A 19343-nucleotide genomic window follows, 5' to 3' on the forward strand; every position below is an offset into this window, starting at 1 on the left:
TTTCATTTCTCTTTACCCACCCAAATAATGATTAGTTTTTCTAATTCAAACCATAGATTTTTATCTTGCTCAACTTCACACTTTTAGATTGATAAAAGCGCCTAGCCTCACTAATATCTCGCACCGAAAGAGCGATACTTTTAACGCTGGCCATTAGTTTCATTATTCATATTAATTATATTTCGTAGTTGCACCATTGTGCAGGAGATAGACCATGTCCGCATCGTTTCCGTTAGTGAAACTCACATTTTTAATTGCGATTTTGACCGCTGTCGGCCAAATGACACAAACGATGTACGTCCCGTCCATTGGACATATGGCGGGAGAGTTTTTAGTTTCTCCTGCATCACTGCAGGCGGTCATGGCATGTTATTTAATCCCTTATGGACTATCACAATTTGTCTATGGTCCATTGTCAGACCGTCTAGGACGCAAACCGATTATTATCGCTGGGTTGCTGATTTATATTGCAGGATCGCTACTCGCATTATTTGCTCACCAATACGATTGGTTTTTGGTCGGTAGTTTTATTCAAGGGCTTGGCATTGGGTGTGGTGGCGCAATGTCTCGAACCCTTACTCGAGACTGTTTTTCAGGAGCAGAATTGCATAAGGCCAATAGCCTAATCAGCATGTGCGTTATTTTTTCGCCACTCATTGCTCCTGTTCTTGGTGGGTACTTAACAGAAAGTTTTGGCTGGCGCTCTAGTTACTTATTTTTATCCCTATTCGCGATTGCGGTGGTGATCACTATGATGACGAGTATGGTAGAAACATTGCCTAAAGCGGCTCGCAGACACGAATCGGTTGCAAACAGTTATCGCTATGTGCTGAGTGACAAACGTTTCCAAGGGTATTTAATTTGTCTCGTGGCGACTTTCTCTGGCGTCGCGGTGTTTGAAGCCGCTGCAGGTGTATTACTTGGTGGCGTTTTGCAACTGCCTGCCACCACCGTCAGCTTATTGTTTGTCTTACCGATCCCTGGTTATTTAGTTGGTGCGGCGTTATCGAGTGTTATTGCGTTGAACTTCAACGAAAAAAGCGCCTTGTATGTGGGCTTGGTAGCGATAGCATTAGGTTCATTGGTGGTGTTTGTTCCTGGAGTGTTGGGGCAAACCAGCGCATTGACCTTAATTGGTGGTGCCACTGTCTATTTTCTCGGTGCAGGAATTCTCTTTCCCGCAGCGACCACTGGAGCGTTAACACCACTGCCTTACCATGCAGGAACAGGAGGTGCTGTGTTAGGCGGTATGCAAAACCTTGGGGCTGGTTTAGCCACCCTTTTAGCGTCGGCTATTCCAGCTCATGACCAGATGCCACTTGGTGCATTGATGCTGTTGATGTCTGTGTTTGCTGTGGTTGGTTTGATTCGTGTTTACAGTAAACATGATCCATCAAATGAAATGCCATTGGCTGTTTAATAAACTGTAATGAAGAAAAAGCAGACGGGCCACCGCCTCTCTGCTTTTTTTATTTTAGACGTAATACTGAATTCGACAATTCAATACAGTCCCATCAAAGTCAGTCAATCTTCATCCATCCTTCCGGCACGCTTAACCCCCAGCGTGACATTTCGCCCTGATGATAAATAGCACGCCCTTGCTGGCCGATTTGGATAGGAATGCGGCTTGCGTCTTCATTATTATTTAAAATACGTAACACCGTTTTGCCCGCCATTTCGCCTTGATCACGACCCGCTAACACAACACCCCCAGCCGCTTTGCCCGCACCGATCGAAAAATCCCAAAAACCAAATAAAGGAACCTCTGTATGTTGGTTTGTCCACGTTAATACAGTATCCGCTGGCACATTATTTTCGCTCTCATCGACCAAGGTTTGGTAAAGCCCCACGACTATGGCGCCAAATCCTTGCTCTTTAGCTGTGCTTATTCTTGTCTGCCATTCTTTCTCTGTCGCCACTGAAGCTATCTCTGTCGCAATGCCTAAATTCTTTTCAATCATACTCGCTTGGGTTTGCATAAATTCCAACGCAATACTCGCCGTACTACCCGAATCAAATAACACCAATACTTTACGCTTATCTTTATCGAGCATCCGGCCAATTTCTCCCATGGTTTTCACATAGAGGGGGCGCTCTAAAACACCGGTCACTTTGGCTTGCCCTTGGTATTGAGCCATGAATTTTCGTGGGTTTGAATTAATACCCAGAAACACGATTGAGATTGGCTCGTTGTAGAGTTTCGGCAACATATGAACCAACGCATTGTCGTCTCCTAAAACCACTACCTGTGGTTTCAGTTGCTGATATCGGCTAAAGGCTTGTTCGGCGATTTGTGAATAACGGCTTGCTGGTACACGTTTGGTGTCCATCTCAAAGGTATGCAGTTCATGCGCAGGCGTTAACGACTGCTTAAGGGCGGATACATAGCTAGCGTCCCATTCATAACCTTGCTCGTAGCTCTCTATTAAGAGTATTTTTCCCGCCATAACGGGCACACTTATAAAACACAATATCCATATCCAACGCATGAACTGCCTCCAATGTTTCGGCTATTTTTTTATAGTGTAGTCAATAAGATGTTATTCACACTTCCCATGTGACATCTATACTCAAATTATCACTCAAAAAAATGAGAAGCAGGATGAACAAAAGCCGAACATTTAATGAAAGCATGGATAACCCACTATCGAGTCGTATTGGTCGCAGGATCATTTTTTTCCTTATCATTTTGAGTGGTGCTGTCACCCTGATGACAACGTTAGCACAAACCTATTTCGACTATGATAGAGAGTTCGATGATGTGGCTCAGCGTCATCACGAAATAGAATTCGTTCATGCCGAACTGCTTGCCGCTTCTTTATGGAATTATGATCTCGTGACGCTTCAACAGCGCTTAGATGGCTTAGTGAACTTGCCTAAAATTGATTATTTGGAAATCACGTCTGGCGGTTATCAATTCAGTGCCGGAGAAAAAGTGACAGAGCAATTAGTCGCACACCGTTATCCCATGCTTTATATCAACCCAAAAACGGAAGCCAAAGAGCAGATTGGCGAGATCTACGTTGAGTCTAATGCCCAAGAAATCTACAACTACTTAATCAAGCAGTTTCTACTGATATTGGTCGTGAACGCGGTTAAGACTGCCTTTATTTGTTACGCTATTTTGATGATTTTCCATGAGAGTGTAAACCGACGTGTCTTCGCTATTGCTCAATACTTACGCAAATACAACCCTCGCCATCCACCAAAACCACTAAAACTTCCTCATAAGAAATGGATTATGGGGCATAACGATGAACTCACTTGGCTGGCCGATGAGACCAATAAAATTACCGGAAATGTAACTACGTTGTACAGCAATATAAAACTTGAACAAGAACGATTAGCCGATTTTACGGACGTCTCATCCGACTGGTTATGGGAGACTGATAGTACTGACAGGTTGATTTACACTTCCGAGCCCATGCGTCAAGCTTTAGATATCAGTGAAAATAGCAAGCCACTACTTTCAGAGATTGACTCACTGCGAGATATGAAAAAATTACTCCAATCCATTACTAAACACTGCTCGTTTTCAATGTGTGAAGAGACAATTATCATCAATGATTGTAAGCACTATTTGATGTTTCAAGCAATAGCACGATATGAGAAGGATATGTTTATCGGGTTACGGGGCACAGCAATTAATATTACCGAGCTAAAACTGGCGCAGCTTGAACTACAAAAACTCAACCAAAACTTAGAGCGTCAAGTCGCCAAACGAACTTGCGATCTGGAAAACAGTATTGAGCAACTAAAAGCCACGCAAACACAGTTGATTGAATCTGAGAAATTAGCGGCTTTAGGTGGTTTAGTTGCTGGGGTGGCACATGAAGTCAACACGCCATTAGGTATCGCGGTGACCGCAAGTTCGGTAATCATTGAGGTAACACAAGAGCTAAATAACGCCTTCGCCAACCAAACGCTCACAAGCCAACAATTTTCTGAATTAATGCAAAGAATGAATGAAACCAATGCCATGCTTGAGAGCAACTTAAATCGTGCTGCCAAACTGATCCGAGACTTTAAACAAACTGCTGTCGATCAAGTTTCTGAAAGCCGCAGTCAATTCTCAATCCACCAAGTATTAAGCGCGCTTATCGCCAGTCTTCATCCCGAGACTAGGAAAATCCCTGTTACCCCCGTACTTGAGGGCGATGAAGGACTAACCATGAACAGCTTGCCTGGAGTATTGACTCAAATAGTCTCTAATCTAGTGATGAATAGCGTCAACCACGCTTTTAGTGATGAGCAAAACCCCATCATAACCATTGCGTTCAAACAGGAAGGAGAGAATATCCTCTTAGAATATAAAGATAATGGCTGTGGCGTCGAACCAAAACTGCACCATAAAATCTTTGAACCCTTTTTTACCAGCAAAAGAGGCCGTGGCGGATCAGGGCTTGGCTTGAATCTTGTCTTTAATCTAGCGACTCAAAAATTACAAGGAAAACTAGATTTTAGTTCTAATGTTGGCCAAGGTGTTCATTACGTTTTTACTCTCCCTAAGGCCCTTGAACTTGTTAATGATGATGCTGCAATAAATGATGCAGTAATAATAGACAGAAAGTAAGAGGGTCAAGGTTGCCAATCATCGTAAGGACGGTGAATAGCATCATAGAGTATTTTCAACTCTCCACTTTCCTCTAGTTGAGAGAGTATTCGCGTTAAGTATTGATCAACCTCATCGCCTTTAGAGCCGTGAGCAATGACAAATACATCCTTGAAATCGGCAAAGTGTTGGCGTGAAACATTCTCTAAACCTAAACTTTTCAGCGCAATATCCGCTTCTTCTTGTGCCCAGACAAATCCATCAATACGTCCAGCGGCCACTTTAAGTAGTGAAGCATTGATGCTATTTGAGCGCGCAACTTCAAAAGGTATATAGCTAGGAACGGCCTCAACGTAGTATTTATCAGGCTGGCTCCAAAGCTGTTCTGACGTGATTCGATTGGCTTTATTTGTATAAAGAACATGTGCCACTAAACCGAACGACTTCGTACTAAAACGAAATGGTAACTTTCCTTCAGGATCATCAACATAAATCGCGGGTAAGGCAAAGTCAGCTTGCTTATTAACGACCCCATGTACAGCTCGATGCAAAGGGAAAACTTCAATATGGATCTCTGTATCAGGATCGACCTTATCCATGTACCTCACTAATTCGACAAATGGCCCCGAACCATCCGCATTAATCAGCCCAGGGAGTTCACCAAGGTGTGCGACCATTTGTTTAGGTTCATTAAGTTTGGGATTTGAAGGATCAATTTGTGCTTGTACAAAAGGAATCTGAACGATGGCTAAGCTAGACGTACACAAGCCAACAATCGTCTTTAATTGGTTGCTTTTCACTCTATCCTACTCCCTAAAAACGGATTTATTTTTCGGTTCCAAAAAAGATTCTAGTCTGGAAACTGTTCACGAATAGTGATGAAATCATCCCAATGCGCCAGCATCAGATCGACCAACATCGGATCAAAATGTTTTCCTTTTTGCGCGACAATTTCTTGTTTGATTGTCTCTTCCGGCCAAGCATCTTTATAACTGCGTTTAGAACCAAGAGCATCAAACACATCAGCTAATGCTGTGATTCTGCCACTGATAGGAATGCCTTCACCGGCTAATTGGTTTGGGTAACCGCTTCCATCCCATTTTTCATGGTGAGAACCGGCAATCTCTTTCGCTTTGATAATTAAACTGCGTTTTGAACGACTTAAGATATCAACACCGTATTCCACGTGTTTTTGCATGATCGCCCATTCTTGAGCGTCCAATTTCCCTGGTTTATGAAGAATACTGTCAGGGATCGCCACTTTACCTACATCGTGTAGGGGTGACGCATTTTTAATCATATAAATATCCTGCTCAGGTAAGGTCATTAATGTGGCTAATTTTTCACAGATCAGAGAAACCCGCTGTACGTGAGCCCCTGTTTCTTTGCTTCTGGCTTCGACGGCATTGGCTAAGTTATAAACAAGCTCCCTCGATGTTTCGCGTAAATCAAGCTGTAAATTTAAGTTTTCAAAAGTTAACCCTATGTTATACATATAGATTTCAAGCAAACGTTCGTCATTTTCAGATAAGCGCTCAAGCAAATTAATATAGAGTAAATTTTCTACACCACGACTGTCTGTCATATAAAGTACAGAGGCATCATCGTAGCTATGAGACATTTTGCTTTGCAGTGCAAGCTGGCAGCGCTTAGCCACTTCCGAAGGTAAGCGCGAGAAATCACAGTCAGAATAAAAATCGACAAATCCTCCAATAGCCGCCAACGTTAAAGCACACGAACCTTCGCCTTCAGATTTAGGCTGAACGATACAATAAAATGCCGATGCATGGAGTTTAAGTAAAGAAGTGAGCTGGCTCAGTACCGATTCAGCATAGGTTTGTAAGGTTGTGGTATTTTGTACCTTCGCTGAGGCTTCAATCACGCGTTTAAGCCCCTCTTTTTGCTCTTCTATCAAACAAAGATCCCGATAAGATCGCAACATCGAATAGAGCAGGGTTCTGAGTTTTTGTGTGGTAAGTTCTGTTTTCTCTTTATAGTCATCAATTTCATACTCTTGGATGACCGTATCTTCGGGGGCTTGCCCTGCTTGCCCGGTACGTAATACCAAACGAATGATTCTATTCTTACACTCTTCACGGATATGCCTAACTAAATCTAACCCCGCGTGTTCCGTCTCCATAACTACATCAACGAGCGCTAAAGCTATATCGGGCTGAGTATTCAGCACTTCTCTGGCTTCAAGACCAGACATAGCAGACAGTAGCTCTAGTGGCCGTCCTTGAAATGAAAACCCTCTTAGCGCTAAACGAGTGATCTGGTGCATCTGCTCATCATCATCGACTAGCAGTACTCGCCATGGCTTATTTTCAACACTAAGTTCATGACTCTCTTCACTCTTTGGTTGAGCCTCTTGTCGAAAATCCGCAAACAGATCCATCGCTTATCTCTCTATATTGACAATATTCCTACTCTTATAGGTTTAGCACATAACCGTTTTGTTGGTGGTTAGAATCTAATTAATGTGATGAATAAATTGATTTTTACAAGCCATATACTCAATGATATTGATATTTCAATAACCTTCATAAGCCGTGCTCGAGGTGCAATAATTTCATCGCGTTTAGTAGATAAAAAAGTTTATGAATGAAGAGTGCCATTTACCAATGCCGTGGAATTAATCATTTCGTTTTTTACGAAATTCTCGTGGTGTGCAATGGCTCCATACCTTAAAACGAGTACTAAAGTTTGCTGGGTTAGGATAGCCGACAATGTCACCGACATGTTGGATTGGCCAGTCGGTAGAAACAAGCAAACGAGCGGCTGGCATTTTGATTTACAACGTTATTGTCGGTCAGTTGGGCGTTTCTGAACTTGCGATTATCTCACTGCTTTCCCCAATTGAAAGTGTACTCATTTCCGCCTTTCTTGGATTTGCCGTGGCCGCCTCTATCTTGCTTGGACATGAAATTGGTGCACAGCGTTACGCCTTATATTTGAACTGAGCAATCTCACTATTTAGTGTCTCTGCTTGCCCAGAAAGGTCGGTAAGCACCCCATCAACATCATTCACCTGCCCAGAAACCGACAGTGAAGCATCGGCAATCGAAGTAATACTGCTGCTGATTTCATCCGTTACTGATTTTTGCTCTTCTGTCGCGGCAGCAATTTGCACATTCATGTCATTCAGTTCGGTTAACATCGACATGATTTGAGCAAGCATATCCGTATTCAAATGGCAGGTTTCAACCCCTTTCACCACGGTTTCATTGGCCTTTTCAATTCCCTGCGACACACTGTTTATTTCATGTTGTAGCGAATCGATTTTTTTACGGATCTCTTCAGTAGAAGTTTGCGTGCGCCCTGCTAATGATCGCACTTCATCGGCAACGACCGCAAAACCACGCCCCTGCTCGCCAGCACGTGCTGCTTCAATCGCCGCATTAAGGGCCAGTAAGTTGGTCTGCTCGGCGATACCTTGGATAACATCAAGCACTTCAGCAATAGAATTACTTTCACTATGGAGCCGCTCAATAGCTTCCACCGCCATCCTCATCTCATCGCTCAACAAACTGATTTCATTTCCCAACGCTTCCCCGACGTCGACACTTTGTGACCCTGTATCATTAGCTGATTTCACATAATCGGCAGCTCGGCTAGCAAACTGCGCTACCTCGCCAATTGAAGCACTCATTTGATTTACCGCCGCCGCGACCGATTCTGTTCTCATACTCTGCTCGGCAACAGCGCCTCGCGTGCTCTCCATATTGGAAGACATACGTTGAGTGCTGCCGTTGAGTGACTCCGTCGCCCGCGCAAACTGCTCAATGGTTTTCTGTAAGCTGCTAAATAGCTGGTTAAAGGCAACCGCAACTTCCGCCATTTCATCTTTACCCTTTTCACTTAAACGCGCGGTTAAATCATTCTCCTGATTAATCCGATGCAGCTCTAACGACGCACTGCGGATAGGTTTGGATATACCACTTCCTACGACGTAAGAAATAAAGAGTGAGAGCACCACAAGAACAGCAATGCTAATCAACACCGTCTGCAGTACTGAACGCTCTAAAGTCGAGACATCTTGTAACGCCTCAGATTGATCGATTTCAGTTAATATAGCCCATTTTTGTCCCAAAACATCCAGAGGTGCGTAGGCCGAAAGTACTTCAACATTGCGATAGTCTTTGATGGTTTCTAGGCCTTGTCCACCCGCCAATGCCTGTCGTACCGCGTCGGTCTTGATGCGTTGACGTCCAATGGCCGAACCCTTAGTTTTGATTTGATCAATGGTGGCTGGCTCAACACCAATATCAGTTAAGGTTTGAAAGTATTGCTCAGGATCTTCTAATAAAAACCGTGATTGACTGCGCAATAAACCATCTTGCCCCACAAGGTAAGTTTCTCCACTTTTACCGAGCCCCGCATCAGCCCAGCTACCGCCAAATGTCATGATGTTGTTGATCACATCGATCGGCATCTGAAAGATCAGCGTGCCTACCCGCTGCTGTTCTTTGAAAATTGGGGCCGAAATAAACGAAGCGGCTACCTCATAGGAAGGATAATAAGGTGCAAAGTCTTCGAGGTAGGATTGCCCCTCTTGCAAGTTTTTCGCCTTAGCAAATGCATGGCCTAGCCCCGAATTTTGATATACGCCAGTTGATAAATTGGTCGCAAAATCCAGTTCTTTAAACACGGTATAAACCACGTTGCCTGACAAATCGACAAGGAAAATATCGTAATAGCCAAACGCTTCTAAAAATCGCCTAAACGAGGCGTGATAACGCCGGTGAGCTTCATCATAGCTGCTGCCCAATGAATCAAAATCCAAGTGATGTTTGGATCCAAGCTCGTTAGGGTTTACGCCGATGTAGCGAGCCTGCAGTGCTTTTCCCTGCTCTGAAAGCTGTGCAAACGCACCAAGCTCATTTGGCTGACTGCCACTGTTTTCCTGACGGTAAGTACGACCAAACTGATCACGATAATACCGCTCTAGCGCATCCGTATCTTGGGGCGTTATACGGTGGGCAGGATAACGAGAGAACGAACGAGTAAAAGAATCCATTGCTTCTTGAGTCGATACCTCGGAAGACAAGGTCTCAATTTGCAGACGGATCTGTTTGAAATAGTTAGTTATTTCACTCTTTTTGATTTCGCGTACGGAGGTAAGTTGATTTGCGGCTCGGTCATAAAGTGCTTGGCTTGAGAGCTCTGATGCTCGCCACCCAACAAAACCACCGCTGATTACCACGCCAACTGAACACAAGATAGTACATGCCGCAATGATTTTCGTTGATATTTTCATAGTCAAACCCTACGCATAGAAATGAACAACTTTTTGTAAAGCCATCGTCGCCCCCAGCCACTGGGTTTATATGAAATTTGTATTATGAGCTTTTCAAAGTGTAGGTCACGGTTTGGCTTTTGCGTAGAAAAACGACCGGATACATCCAAACAACTTGTTGAAGTTGCAGGTAGGCGGTAAGTGAGCTCATCCCCATGAGCACAAGTAAACTCTATGCTGGGTTGAGCAAACGTAGCCAGCACTGCTGCAGCTTCAAGTGCACGACGAAGGGAAAATAACCACCAGGTCGAGATCTAAAACTAAAACATTGATAGTATTGGTTTTAATCGATTAATCCATCACATTTTGCGGCGCAGATAAAATCGTTTTTGTGCAATCCTTTGATGGAATGGCTCCACCAAGTCACGGTCACTTTTCCCCACTCTAATAACAAACTGGGGTGGTGGAATTCCGCTTCAGCTAATTGAGCAACTTGGTTAGAAAATGCCCACGCCAACTTGAAGTTTTTGAACACATACACTTTTTCCAACTGGGGGATGTCATCACGTACAACAATAGACCACCCCTCAAGTTCAGTGAGTAGTTGCTGCTGCTCGGGGATCGATAATGCTAACGCATCAAGGCTACAAGCTTCACAACGTAATTCTTCAAGCATGGGTCTCTTCCTTGGGTTGAAATAAGGGGGCCAACAAGCCTGCCTGCATGGCACTTTCTACCTGCTGTACAAGATTTTCTTGGCTCAAATGGTACAGATCTCGTAGATCATCCAACACATAATAAATGGGTTGCATGATATCAATACGATATGGCGTTCTCAGCACTTGTTGGATGTCAAATTTTTCACGTATGGCCGTTTGATTATCAAGGCTATACACGGTTTCAGCGGGGGAGGATAAAATACCTCCGCCATAGATTTTTACACCGTCACTTTCTTGCACTAAACCAAATTCGACCGTAAACCAATAGAGCCGCGCCAAATAAGCTCTCTGTTTTGGGCTCGCGTTAGCCCCAAGCTTGCCGTAAACCTGAGTAAATGATGCAAAATCAGGATGAGTAAGCATCGCGCAATGACCAAAAATCTCATGAAAAAAATCCGGTTCTTGCAAATAGTCAAACTCTTCACGGCTACGCAAAAACGTGGCAACTGGAAATTTTTTCTCTGCCAATAAGGCGAAAAATCGATCGAAATTAATTAAAGCGGGCACCGGCTCGACTTGCCATCCGGTTTCACGTTGCAAAATACGGTTGATATCGGGCAACTGAGGAACCTGATCTTTAGAGAGTTGCAGCATCGCTAACCCATCCAAATAGGCTTGGCATGCTCGCTGCTCAACGACGGTCTCTTGACGTGCGATCAGATCATACCAAATCCGATCCTCTTCGTTACTCCAGTCAATGAAACCTTTGCTATTTAATGGCTTAGAATGATACTGCGTCATACCACAACCTTTTAACAAACCGATTGCATTAAGCCTATCGCCTCGTGAAAAGTCTGCCAATCTTAGGCTCGACATCTGACGACGCTCACGCGTAACAAATATTTTACATTTATGGTTTTTTTACTTAGATATCAGGGATATGATTATGGCCAACCCGTTTGACTTTGCGGCATTCGCCGACAACACTAAACAGTGCCAACAGATCAGAAAATAAACGGATATATACCCACTTGTAGGGTTGTAGGGAACGCGATTATGTTTGAAGAAAATTTGACGCCGCACACACCGCTTTGGGTCCCTAGCCAAGACCGCATCAAAGCGTCCAATTTAAACCAGTTTATTGAGCACATTAATATGCAAGGTGAGGCGATAGAAAGCTACTCACAACTGCATCTCTGGTCCGTTGCCGAGAGAAAACAATTTTGGTTAGAAGTGTGGCAATTTTGCGATGTGATCGGCTTTCGTGGTAACTGCATTTACGGTGAGGGGATTGCGAGATGGGACGACTTCACCGCCGCCAGAGACACAATTTGGTTTCCCCAAGCACAATTGAACTACGCGGAAAATCTGCTCTCTTATGCGTTTCAACAACCAGAAGGCATTGCCGTTTGGTTTAAAAATGAAAATGGGCAAAGCAAGAAGCTAACATGGCAGCAACTCAGTGATCAGGTTTCTATTATCCAGCAGTGGTTAAAACAAAATGGAGTTGAAAAAGGTGATGTTGTCGCCGGTTACTTACCCTATATGACCGAAACTTTAGTGGCTATGTTAGCGACTACTAGCTTAGGAGCCGTTTGGACATCAACCTCTCCTGATTTCGGTGTCGACAGCGTAGTGGAGCGTTTCGGCCAAGTACAACCCAAAATTTTGTTCTGCTGCAATGGGTATACGTTTAATGGCAAAACCCACCTCATGGAAGAAAAAAACGGTCAGATTGCCGATGCTATTTCGAGCCTACACAACATTTGTCAGATCGAATATTTACATCAACGCTCACTCACGGCTGATTTTAACGACGCTTTTTCTGATTGGAATGCGATTCTCGCAAGTTACCTTCCACGTGGGCTACGCTATGAACGCGTTAGCTTCAATGACCCACTGTTTATCTTGTACTCATCAGGTACGACAGGTAAACCCAAATGCATCGCCCATTCGGTTGGCGGTACGATTTTAAATCATCTCAAAGAGCATCAATTACACTGTGATATTCAACCGGGCGATCGTGTGTTTTATTACACCACTTGTGGGTGGATGATGTGGAACTGGCATGTTTCGGCGCTCGCTAGCGGTGCTACGTTGGTTATTTATGATGGTAGCCCAATGTATCCGCAACCGGGAGTATTGTGGGATTTGGCAGAAGAAGCCAACATCACTTTGTTCGGTACATCGGCCAAATATTTAGAGGCACTGCAAAAAACCGCGTATTCACCGAGCGATTACTACCCTCTCTCCTCACTGAAAACATTATGTTCAACAGGTTCGGTTTTGTACCCAAAACAGTTTGATTATGTATACGCCAACATAAAAGCGGACTTACACCTCGCCTCTATCTCGGGTGGAACCGATATTTGTGGCTGCTTCGTGCTTGGCAACCCCATATCGCCGGTGTATCGAGGAGAATGCCAAGGAGCAGGCTTAGGACTTGATGTCGCCGTATTTAACGACCTTGGTCAACCCGTGATACAACAACGGGGAGAGTTAGTCTGCCGCAACAGTTTCCCTAATCAACCCATCGGGTTTTGGCATGATGATGGCCAACGTTATCACGATGCATATTGGAGCAAGTTCTCTGGTGTATGGCACCACGGTGATGAAGTTGAGTGGACCGACAATGGTGGAATACGTTTTTACGGGCGCAGTGACACCACCTTAAACCCCGGAGGCGTGCGTATCGGCACGGCGGAAATTTATCAGCAAGTGAATAGCTTTCCTGAAATACAAGATTCGGTCGCAGTGGGTCAGAAAATCGATAATGATGAGCAGATCATCCTTTTTGTACAACTGGCTCCACAGTGCGAACTCAACACCCTACTGGTGAACACCATCAAACAGCGCCTAAGAGAAAACTGCTCCCCTCGTCATGTTCCTGCGCAGATCCATTCCATCAGTGATGTGCCACGTACCAAATCCGGAAAACTGGTAGAACTCGCGGTGAAGCAAGTACTGCATGGCGAGACAGTCAAAAACTTAGGTGCAATTGCTAATCCTCATGTATTAGAAGAAATCCACACGCTGTTTACATAAACATTATTCTTGAAATAAAGGCGATGGAAGTTGATGTAGGCGCATAGCGGTAAATATTTCGGCAGCTTGTCAAATAACCCGCATCTTTTCGTGTAATTTGTCAGTATGTCAGTGATATGCTTTTGAAAAAGTTTGGAGGAACCGCCTTTATTTATGGATTATATTCACCTTTCAAGAATCAGTTTAAAACACTTAACAGCGCTACACGTCATGCTCAGTACCCGCAGCGTCACGCAGACAGCAGCCCAGCTCTGCATTAGCCCTTCAAGCATCAGTAAAAACTTGTCGCAATTGCGCATTCTCTTGGAAGATGAACTATTTTATCGTGATGGTACACATTTAATACCTACCCCTTTCGCGCTACAAATGGGCCCCACTGTCCATTCAATCCTCTCTAGCATGAATGGATTGCTGCATCACTCAAATTTCGAACCTCAACATTATCAGGGAAAATACCGCCTTGCGATGCGAGAAAGTGCCTTCGAGTTGTTTGCTCCTATTTTGACAAACGTAATAAAAAATCATGCACCGCAAGCTTCCTTTACTATCTACTCGAAAGATCACTATGGCTTCGACGCCCTGCAAAGCGGGCTGATTGATTTCGTCATTTTGCCACACGATATCAGCCAGCCCCCAACGCGAGATAAAGAACTCGTGTGGGAAGTGATTGCTCACGATGAAATGGTCTGCTTAATGCGTAGTGATCATGCTTTAGCCAATGAAGTACTCACTATCGATCACTACCTTGCTCAATCGCATATCGGCATCATGGACAAAGAGCTGGCTGAACCTTTTTTTGAACAGAATTTAGCTCAATCTCATCGAGCTCGTCATGTTCCGGTTGTTGTCGCTGACTTTGGTGCGGCCGCCATCTTATGCAAGCATACCGACTCACTCTTTACTTGCTCCAAACGCTGGGCGGAACAAGCGATGCAAGCTAAGGGGTTGCTCGTCAAACCGTTACCTTTCAATTATGGGAAAGTGGCTTACAGCTTAGTGTGGAATAAGCCCAGTATGAACGACCAAGCTTTGAAATGGTTGTGTGATCAGCTCAAAAAACCACACTGATGTTTGTGAATTAACATTGAAAATTTAGCTCAATGCTCAAAATAAAGAAGGCCAGCACAATGATAGTGCTGGCCTTCTTTTATTTTTTCTGATGTGCTCTTATTTTTTAATTAACCCTAGCCATGAGTTATTAGTCAACAAACAGAATTATTACTGATAAGTGTCTAAGCGCTTTCTAGAAAGGAACACTATCGTGACACTTATCAATAACTCAAGATTACGCAAGTTGGTTGGTATGGAACAGTGAAATAACGTAAATAAGCCATTCTCAATCTGGAAAACCATTCAATTTATGATGTTATTTCCTACCAATACCCATCACTACTGGCGCGAGACCTTTTGAGTTTTTAACCTCAAACGCAACTGCGGTTTCGACTTGGCTAAAACCTGCACTTTTCAGCTGTGTCTCAATTTGATTTTGGCTAAGGCCATAGTCAGGATCATCTTCTTCAACCAACCAATCCCAATGAATAAAGACGCCATGCTCATCTAATAGAGAATGAATGATGGTAAATACTTCATTAAGATTCGGCACAAACGCGCACACAGATGAGGCCACAACAAGATCGAATTGTTTGCGAAAGGCCGGATGTTGCGCGACTAGACCACGGGTCAGAAAATCCACCACGGGTTCAACGTTGACCAACTCTTTTTTATCCAACTCTTCAATCATGGCCTCAGAGCCATCTAGCGCGACAATATCTCTGGCATGGCGAGACATCATTTGGCTCAGCAAACCCGTACCACACCCGAAATCAAGAACATGTTTACCTTCGAGAGTGACCCGTTTCTGCAATTGCTGAAACACATTTTGAGCAAAAAGCGTTGTGGATTCGTCCTGCTCCCACTGAGCTGCACACTCATCCCATTCGTTCGCCATCATGGCCTCCGTGTTACTTCTTGTATTGGGGAAATTTCCCCAAGAATAAACCAAAACTGTGTTACGTTCATAGAGTTACAGCTCAATCTTGACTAAGAAATGATGAACTGGCTTTGATTGGCGAGAAAACCGTCAGTTGGTAACAGAACATCAGATAGGCAGTGGTACTAAAATTGTTTATGATCAACCCATTATTGTGCCTTAGAGAACGTTATGAACCTTTCTCAAATTGAAGCATTTTTCTCTGTCGCGGACACTGGCTCAGTCTCTGAAGCGGCGCGACAATTAGAATGTAACCGAACCAAACTCAGTATGGCGATTAAAGCGTTGGAGAAAGAGCTCGATACCGCTCTGTTTGTGCGCACCGGCAACAACCTGACTCTATCTGAAGCGGGGAAAGCAATTTATAAAGATTGTGAAAGTGTTTTGGTGACCATTGCGCGAATAAAACACACCTGTACGCAAATATCACGGGGCTTCAACGCCGAGATGTGGATTGCCCGTGATGATTCTCTTCCTGATGCCTTGTGGCAAGATTTTGCACACCAGCTGAATAATCGTTTTCCCGCGACCTCGTTTAACCTTGTATTGGCTTCAAGCGGCGACTTAGCCAACTTGATTGCCACCCATCAAGTCGATTTTGCTTTTGGCGTCGATTACGAAAGGATCAATGACCCGCGGATCACTTATCAACCTTTGGGTAAAATCCGGATGATGTCGGTGTGCAAAAGTGACCACCCGCTAACTAAAATTTCGCGAGTCACCGACGAAGAACTGCGCAGAGCAATGCAAGCCGTGATGGTCTATTTAAACGAAAAAGATAACCCCGAATTACAACCTTTCTCTCGTCGCTACATTGGCTTCTCCAGTTTCGATTACATGCTCAATACCATCTTGACTGAGAATGCATGGGGCGTATTGCCAGAACCTTTAATTCGCCACTTCCTACGTGAACAAAAACTAACGGTGATTAAACACACCTACGGTCTCACTCAAGAAGATTACTGCATGTTTACGTCTACAGGCATGGCCGAACACCCTGGCATGAACTGGTTAGCAGATAAGTTGCGTGACTATTTGTTTGATTTTTAATTTCCGTTGTTTAGCTTTCAAGATGCCCACATTTCAAACAATCTAAAGCGAAGACAGTCAGCGTCAATTATCCTGACAGACAAATAACAACATAACTATTTGTTTTAATTAAAAATAAACTTAACCCCCAATATTCAAGCCAACGACCAATGCACTTAGAGATTGTCAAAACCGTGCTTTAAGCCAAAATAACAGCATGTTTTCAACAGGTAGTCTTTTATGTGTGCTCGAACAAGAAATAATGAAAATCGCATTTTGACGATTTCGGCCCTTTTAGCTTCTGGCTTTGCTGGTGGCGGACTTGTGGTTGGTATGCTTGTCGGTTCACTGGTTATCGTGTTTGACGGTGTGTATTCACTGGTTAGTTTGCTGTTAACATTATTGTCGCTGGTGGCGTCACGCTACATTCGTAAACCTTCTGACTCGACTTTTCCCTTTGGACGCGCGGTGCTAGAACCTGCGGTTATTGCTATCAAAGCCAGCGTTATTTTGTTAGTCGTGAGTTATTCGTTGTACTCGGCTGTCATGGCATTGTTTAGCGGTGGTCGAGAAGTGGATGCTTCTATCGCAACTGTTTTTGGCACAGTGAACGTGATTGGTTGTGCGATTGCGTGGTGGTTCATGGTCAACAAGAGTAAACGTTACTCTTCTGGTTTGATTGACGCTGAAGTAAAACAGTGGCAAATGGACACGCTATTAAGCGTCGCGGTAACGGTCGGTTTCATTGCCGCTTGGTTGATGACCTTGTCTCCTTGGGCAAAATATGCCGTCTATGCAGACCCAATCATGATGCTATTAATGTCGTTTTACTTTATCAAAGTGCCTTATGACATGCTTAAATCGGCAACACGTGAATTGTTGATGATGTCACCAAGCAAAGAGATTTGTAAAACCGTGGATCAAGGTGTCATTGCCGTAGGTGAAGAATCAGAACAAGATATTGAGTTAACTGCGGTGACTAAAGTCGGTCATGAGCTGTGGGTCAATGTCGACATTCGTCCTGATGAGAATGAAATGATTGCACTTGAAGATATCGAAAGTACTCGTCGCTCGCTACATAAGCGTTTATCAAAGCTGCCATTCGTACTGCAATTAACCATGAACGTAGCTCGTTAATCAGTCTCAATTAAACGGAAAAAGCCCTCTCGTTCCCGAGAGGGCTTTTTTTATACATAGCAAAGCTGTTGCGATGTCAGGTCAGGCTATTGGCATTTTCTCTTGCACCGTCGATTGACGTTCTCTGGTCGCCCACCAACAAATTAAAGAACCCATCGTTACCATAATCACACCTTGCCAAAAGCTTAGCCCAAGCGCTACACCTAAGATTAGCGATGAAAGCAAGGTTGAAATCACTGGAGTGAAATAAGAAAGAGTCGCCAATAGAACCATATTGCCACGCAAGATTGCCACATTCCAAAGTGCATAACCGCTGCCCATCACCACACCCGTTAACGCTAAATTCAAGGTTGCTGGAACGGTAAACACTAAAGTGCTTTCGCTGCTAAGAAAATACTTAATCCAGAGGGCGATAGCAGTAGCCATAAAGAACAGGATAATGGCATTTTGTCCATTGGCTAATTGTTTGGTGATATTGCAATAAACAGCCCAAATAATCGCCCCGCCAAACGCCATGCTATAGGTTAAGGGATTAGTCGCAATATTGGCTGATATTTGCATCACCGAAAACCCACTATCACCAGTAATGGTCCAAGCAACCCCGACAAATGCGAGCGCAACGCTTGGATACACAAGAATATGGACGGGTTTACGGCTGAGAAATACCGCAAACAACACCGTCAAGGCTGGCCACAAATAGTTAATCACCGCCATCTCGAGCGCTTGATGGCGATCATTGGCCATACCTAACGCTAATGCTAAGCAGATTTCGTAGCTCACAAAAAGCGCGCCACCGATCAGAACATAACGCAGAGAAAAGTGTTTGAATTTAGGCACACCCATGACAAGCATCAGAAATACTGAGCTCACAGTGTAAATCAGCGCCGCCCCACCAATTGGGCTAAATTGCTCGGTGACTGTTCTGATTAGCCCCATTAGACAGCTCCACAGCAAGATAGCCGCAACACCAAATAGTGTATGTTTATGCTGCTTCAATGATGCCCTTCCTTAACTGAACTATGCAGGTCAGATGTTCCATTCATTTCTTTTAATGAACGGAGCACTCTCGCTGGTGTGCCTCCGACTAGGCTATCAGCTGGCACATCCTGATTGACCACTGAATTTGCCGCGACAACCGAACGCGCACCAATCGTGACTCCTTGATTAATCACAACGTTGCCACCAATCCATACGTCATCTTCAACCGTAATCGGCTTACAAAATGTTTCCCACAAGCGGCGGCTGCGATAATCCAAAGCATGCGCTGGTGTATAAAACTGGGTGTTAGGGCCAATCAAAACATGATTACCAATCGTGATTTTAGCGCCATCAAGCATAGTGACATTCATGTTGATAAAGGTTTCATCACCAATGGAAATTGTTTCACCGAATTCACAATAGAAAGGAGGCTGCACCACACTTTGTTGGCCAATTTCACGATATAGCTGAGTTTGCAATTGATGGCGGGCTGTAGCATCGGCGCATTGGTTGATCTGCAACAGTAAATGTCCTGCTTTACTACGAATGGCTTCCATTTCTGGGTCTGCACCGTCAAACACCATACCATTCATCATTTTTTCCATTTCGGTCATGAGCCGTTCCTCCTTATGCATCTAGTGTATTTAGACTACTTGGATAAACAAAAGAAAAAAGAGAAAAGCTCACTGTTTCACTTTCCTCTTTAATTTCAAC

At 44.0% G+C, this 19343-nt stretch carries 15 protein-coding genes and 2 pseudogenes; 7 read left to right on the forward strand and 10 right to left on the reverse strand.

What is annotated here, in order from left to right; all coding sequences use genetic code 11:
• The first annotated feature begins 214 nt into the window (after nucleotides 1-214).
• A complete protein-coding gene (gene emrD / locus AACU59_RS17930; protein ID WP_013868437.1) occupies nucleotides 215-1420 on the forward strand; it encodes a multidrug efflux MFS transporter EmrD in 1206 nt (401 codons plus the stop codon).
• Nucleotides 1421-1520: 100 nt separating this feature from the next.
• On the opposite strand, the gene AACU59_RS17935 is transcribed toward emrD, so the two are convergent.
• Complete coding sequence (locus AACU59_RS17935; RefSeq protein ID WP_094124325.1) at nucleotides 1521-2489, reverse strand: ABC transporter substrate-binding protein; 969 nt, start codon at nucleotides 2487-2489, stop codon at nucleotides 1521-1523.
• 113 nt (nucleotides 2490-2602) lie between these two features.
• On the opposite strand from AACU59_RS17935, the gene AACU59_RS17940 reads away from it, so the two are divergent.
• Entirely contained in the window at nucleotides 2603-4573 is a 1971-nt protein-coding gene (locus tag AACU59_RS17940; RefSeq protein ID WP_202598771.1) for a PAS domain-containing sensor histidine kinase, read from the forward strand.
• A gap of 5 nt (nucleotides 4574-4578) precedes the next feature.
• On the opposite strand, the gene AACU59_RS17945 is transcribed toward AACU59_RS17940, so the two are convergent.
• The 3 genes and pseudogenes from AACU59_RS17945 to AACU59_RS17955 form a co-directional block, all read right to left on the reverse strand.
• Nucleotides 4579-5352 carry a transporter substrate-binding domain-containing protein gene (locus AACU59_RS17945; RefSeq protein WP_017045093.1) on the reverse strand — a complete coding sequence of 258 codons (774 nt, stop codon included), beginning with the start codon at nucleotides 5350-5352 and terminating at the stop codon, nucleotides 4579-4581.
• Nucleotides 5353-5402: 50 nt separating this feature from the next.
• A complete protein-coding gene (locus tag AACU59_RS17950) occupies nucleotides 5403-6950 on the reverse strand; it encodes a DUF3369 domain-containing protein (protein ID WP_161437557.1) in 1548 nt (515 codons plus the stop codon).
• A gap of 237 nt (nucleotides 6951-7187) precedes the next feature.
• A pseudogene (locus tag AACU59_RS17955) lies at nucleotides 7188-7334 on the reverse strand (helix-turn-helix domain-containing protein); the annotation flags it as partial.
• On the opposite strand from AACU59_RS17955, the pseudogene AACU59_RS17960 reads away from it, so the two are divergent.
• Nucleotides 7321-7497: pseudogene (locus tag AACU59_RS17960) on the forward strand (MATE family efflux transporter); the annotation flags it as partial. The pseudogenes AACU59_RS17955 and AACU59_RS17960 sit on opposite strands and share 14 nt — an antisense overlap.
• Here AACU59_RS17960 and AACU59_RS17965 read toward each other — a convergent pair.
• From AACU59_RS17965 to phhA, 3 genes are all read right to left on the reverse strand, one after another.
• Nucleotides 7494-9818, reverse strand: coding sequence for a methyl-accepting chemotaxis protein (locus AACU59_RS17965; protein WP_094145053.1), 2325 nt, complete (start codon nucleotides 9816-9818; stop codon nucleotides 7494-7496). The pseudogene AACU59_RS17960 and the gene AACU59_RS17965 overlap by 4 nt on opposite strands.
• Before the next feature lie 316 nt (nucleotides 9819-10134).
• Nucleotides 10135-10467, reverse strand: coding sequence for a 4a-hydroxytetrahydrobiopterin dehydratase (locus AACU59_RS17970; RefSeq protein ID WP_013868428.1), 333 nt, complete (start codon nucleotides 10465-10467; stop codon nucleotides 10135-10137).
• Nucleotides 10460-11251: a phenylalanine 4-monooxygenase gene (phhA, locus tag AACU59_RS17975; RefSeq protein WP_017045087.1), complete on the reverse strand. Its 792-nt coding sequence runs from the start codon at nucleotides 11249-11251 to the stop codon at nucleotides 10460-10462. The genes AACU59_RS17970 and phhA overlap by 8 nt, the downstream gene beginning before the upstream one ends.
• Before the next feature lie 270 nt (nucleotides 11252-11521).
• On the opposite strand from phhA, the gene AACU59_RS17980 reads away from it, so the two are divergent.
• Complete coding sequence (locus AACU59_RS17980) at nucleotides 11522-13495, forward strand: acetoacetate--CoA ligase (RefSeq protein WP_176428528.1); 1974 nt, start codon at nucleotides 11522-11524, stop codon at nucleotides 13493-13495.
• Nucleotides 13496-13648: 153 nt separating this feature from the next.
• Nucleotides 13649-14563 carry a LysR family transcriptional regulator gene (locus AACU59_RS17985; protein WP_040122741.1) on the forward strand — a complete coding sequence of 305 codons (915 nt, stop codon included), beginning with the start codon at nucleotides 13649-13651 and terminating at the stop codon, nucleotides 14561-14563.
• Nucleotides 14564-14861: 298 nt separating this feature from the next.
• Here the strand turns inward: AACU59_RS17985 and AACU59_RS17990 are convergent, their stop codons facing one another.
• A complete protein-coding gene (locus AACU59_RS17990) occupies nucleotides 14862-15443 on the reverse strand; it encodes a class I SAM-dependent DNA methyltransferase (protein ID WP_038198459.1) in 582 nt (193 codons plus the stop codon).
• A gap of 213 nt (nucleotides 15444-15656) precedes the next feature.
• Between AACU59_RS17990 and AACU59_RS17995 the strand changes: the two genes are divergently transcribed.
• Both AACU59_RS17995 and AACU59_RS18000 read left to right on the forward strand, forming a co-directional pair.
• Nucleotides 15657-16535, forward strand: a complete 879-nt coding sequence (locus AACU59_RS17995) for a LysR family transcriptional regulator (protein WP_019280762.1) — start codon at nucleotides 15657-15659, stop codon at nucleotides 16533-16535.
• A 219-nt stretch (nucleotides 16536-16754) separates the two neighbouring features.
• The gene (locus tag AACU59_RS18000) at nucleotides 16755-17651 is read left to right on the forward strand and encodes a cation diffusion facilitator family transporter (RefSeq protein ID WP_017043151.1); all 897 of its coding nucleotides are present in this window, start codon (nucleotides 16755-16757) and stop codon (nucleotides 17649-17651) included.
• An 81-nt stretch (nucleotides 17652-17732) separates the two neighbouring features.
• On the opposite strand, the gene yddG is transcribed toward AACU59_RS18000, so the two are convergent.
• Nucleotides 17733-18647: an aromatic amino acid DMT transporter YddG gene (yddG, locus tag AACU59_RS18005; protein WP_013868422.1), complete on the reverse strand. Its 915-nt coding sequence runs from the start codon at nucleotides 18645-18647 to the stop codon at nucleotides 17733-17735.
• Complete coding sequence (locus tag AACU59_RS18010) at nucleotides 18644-19243, reverse strand: sugar O-acetyltransferase (protein ID WP_176428540.1); 600 nt, start codon at nucleotides 19241-19243, stop codon at nucleotides 18644-18646. The genes yddG and AACU59_RS18010 overlap by 4 nt, the downstream gene beginning before the upstream one ends.
• Nucleotides 19244-19343: the final 100 nt, after the last annotated feature.

This window comes from Vibrio sp. V23_P3S9T160, from assembly GCF_963886625.1.
Classification (GTDB): Bacteria; Pseudomonadota; Gammaproteobacteria; order Enterobacterales; family Vibrionaceae; genus Vibrio; species Vibrio anguillarum.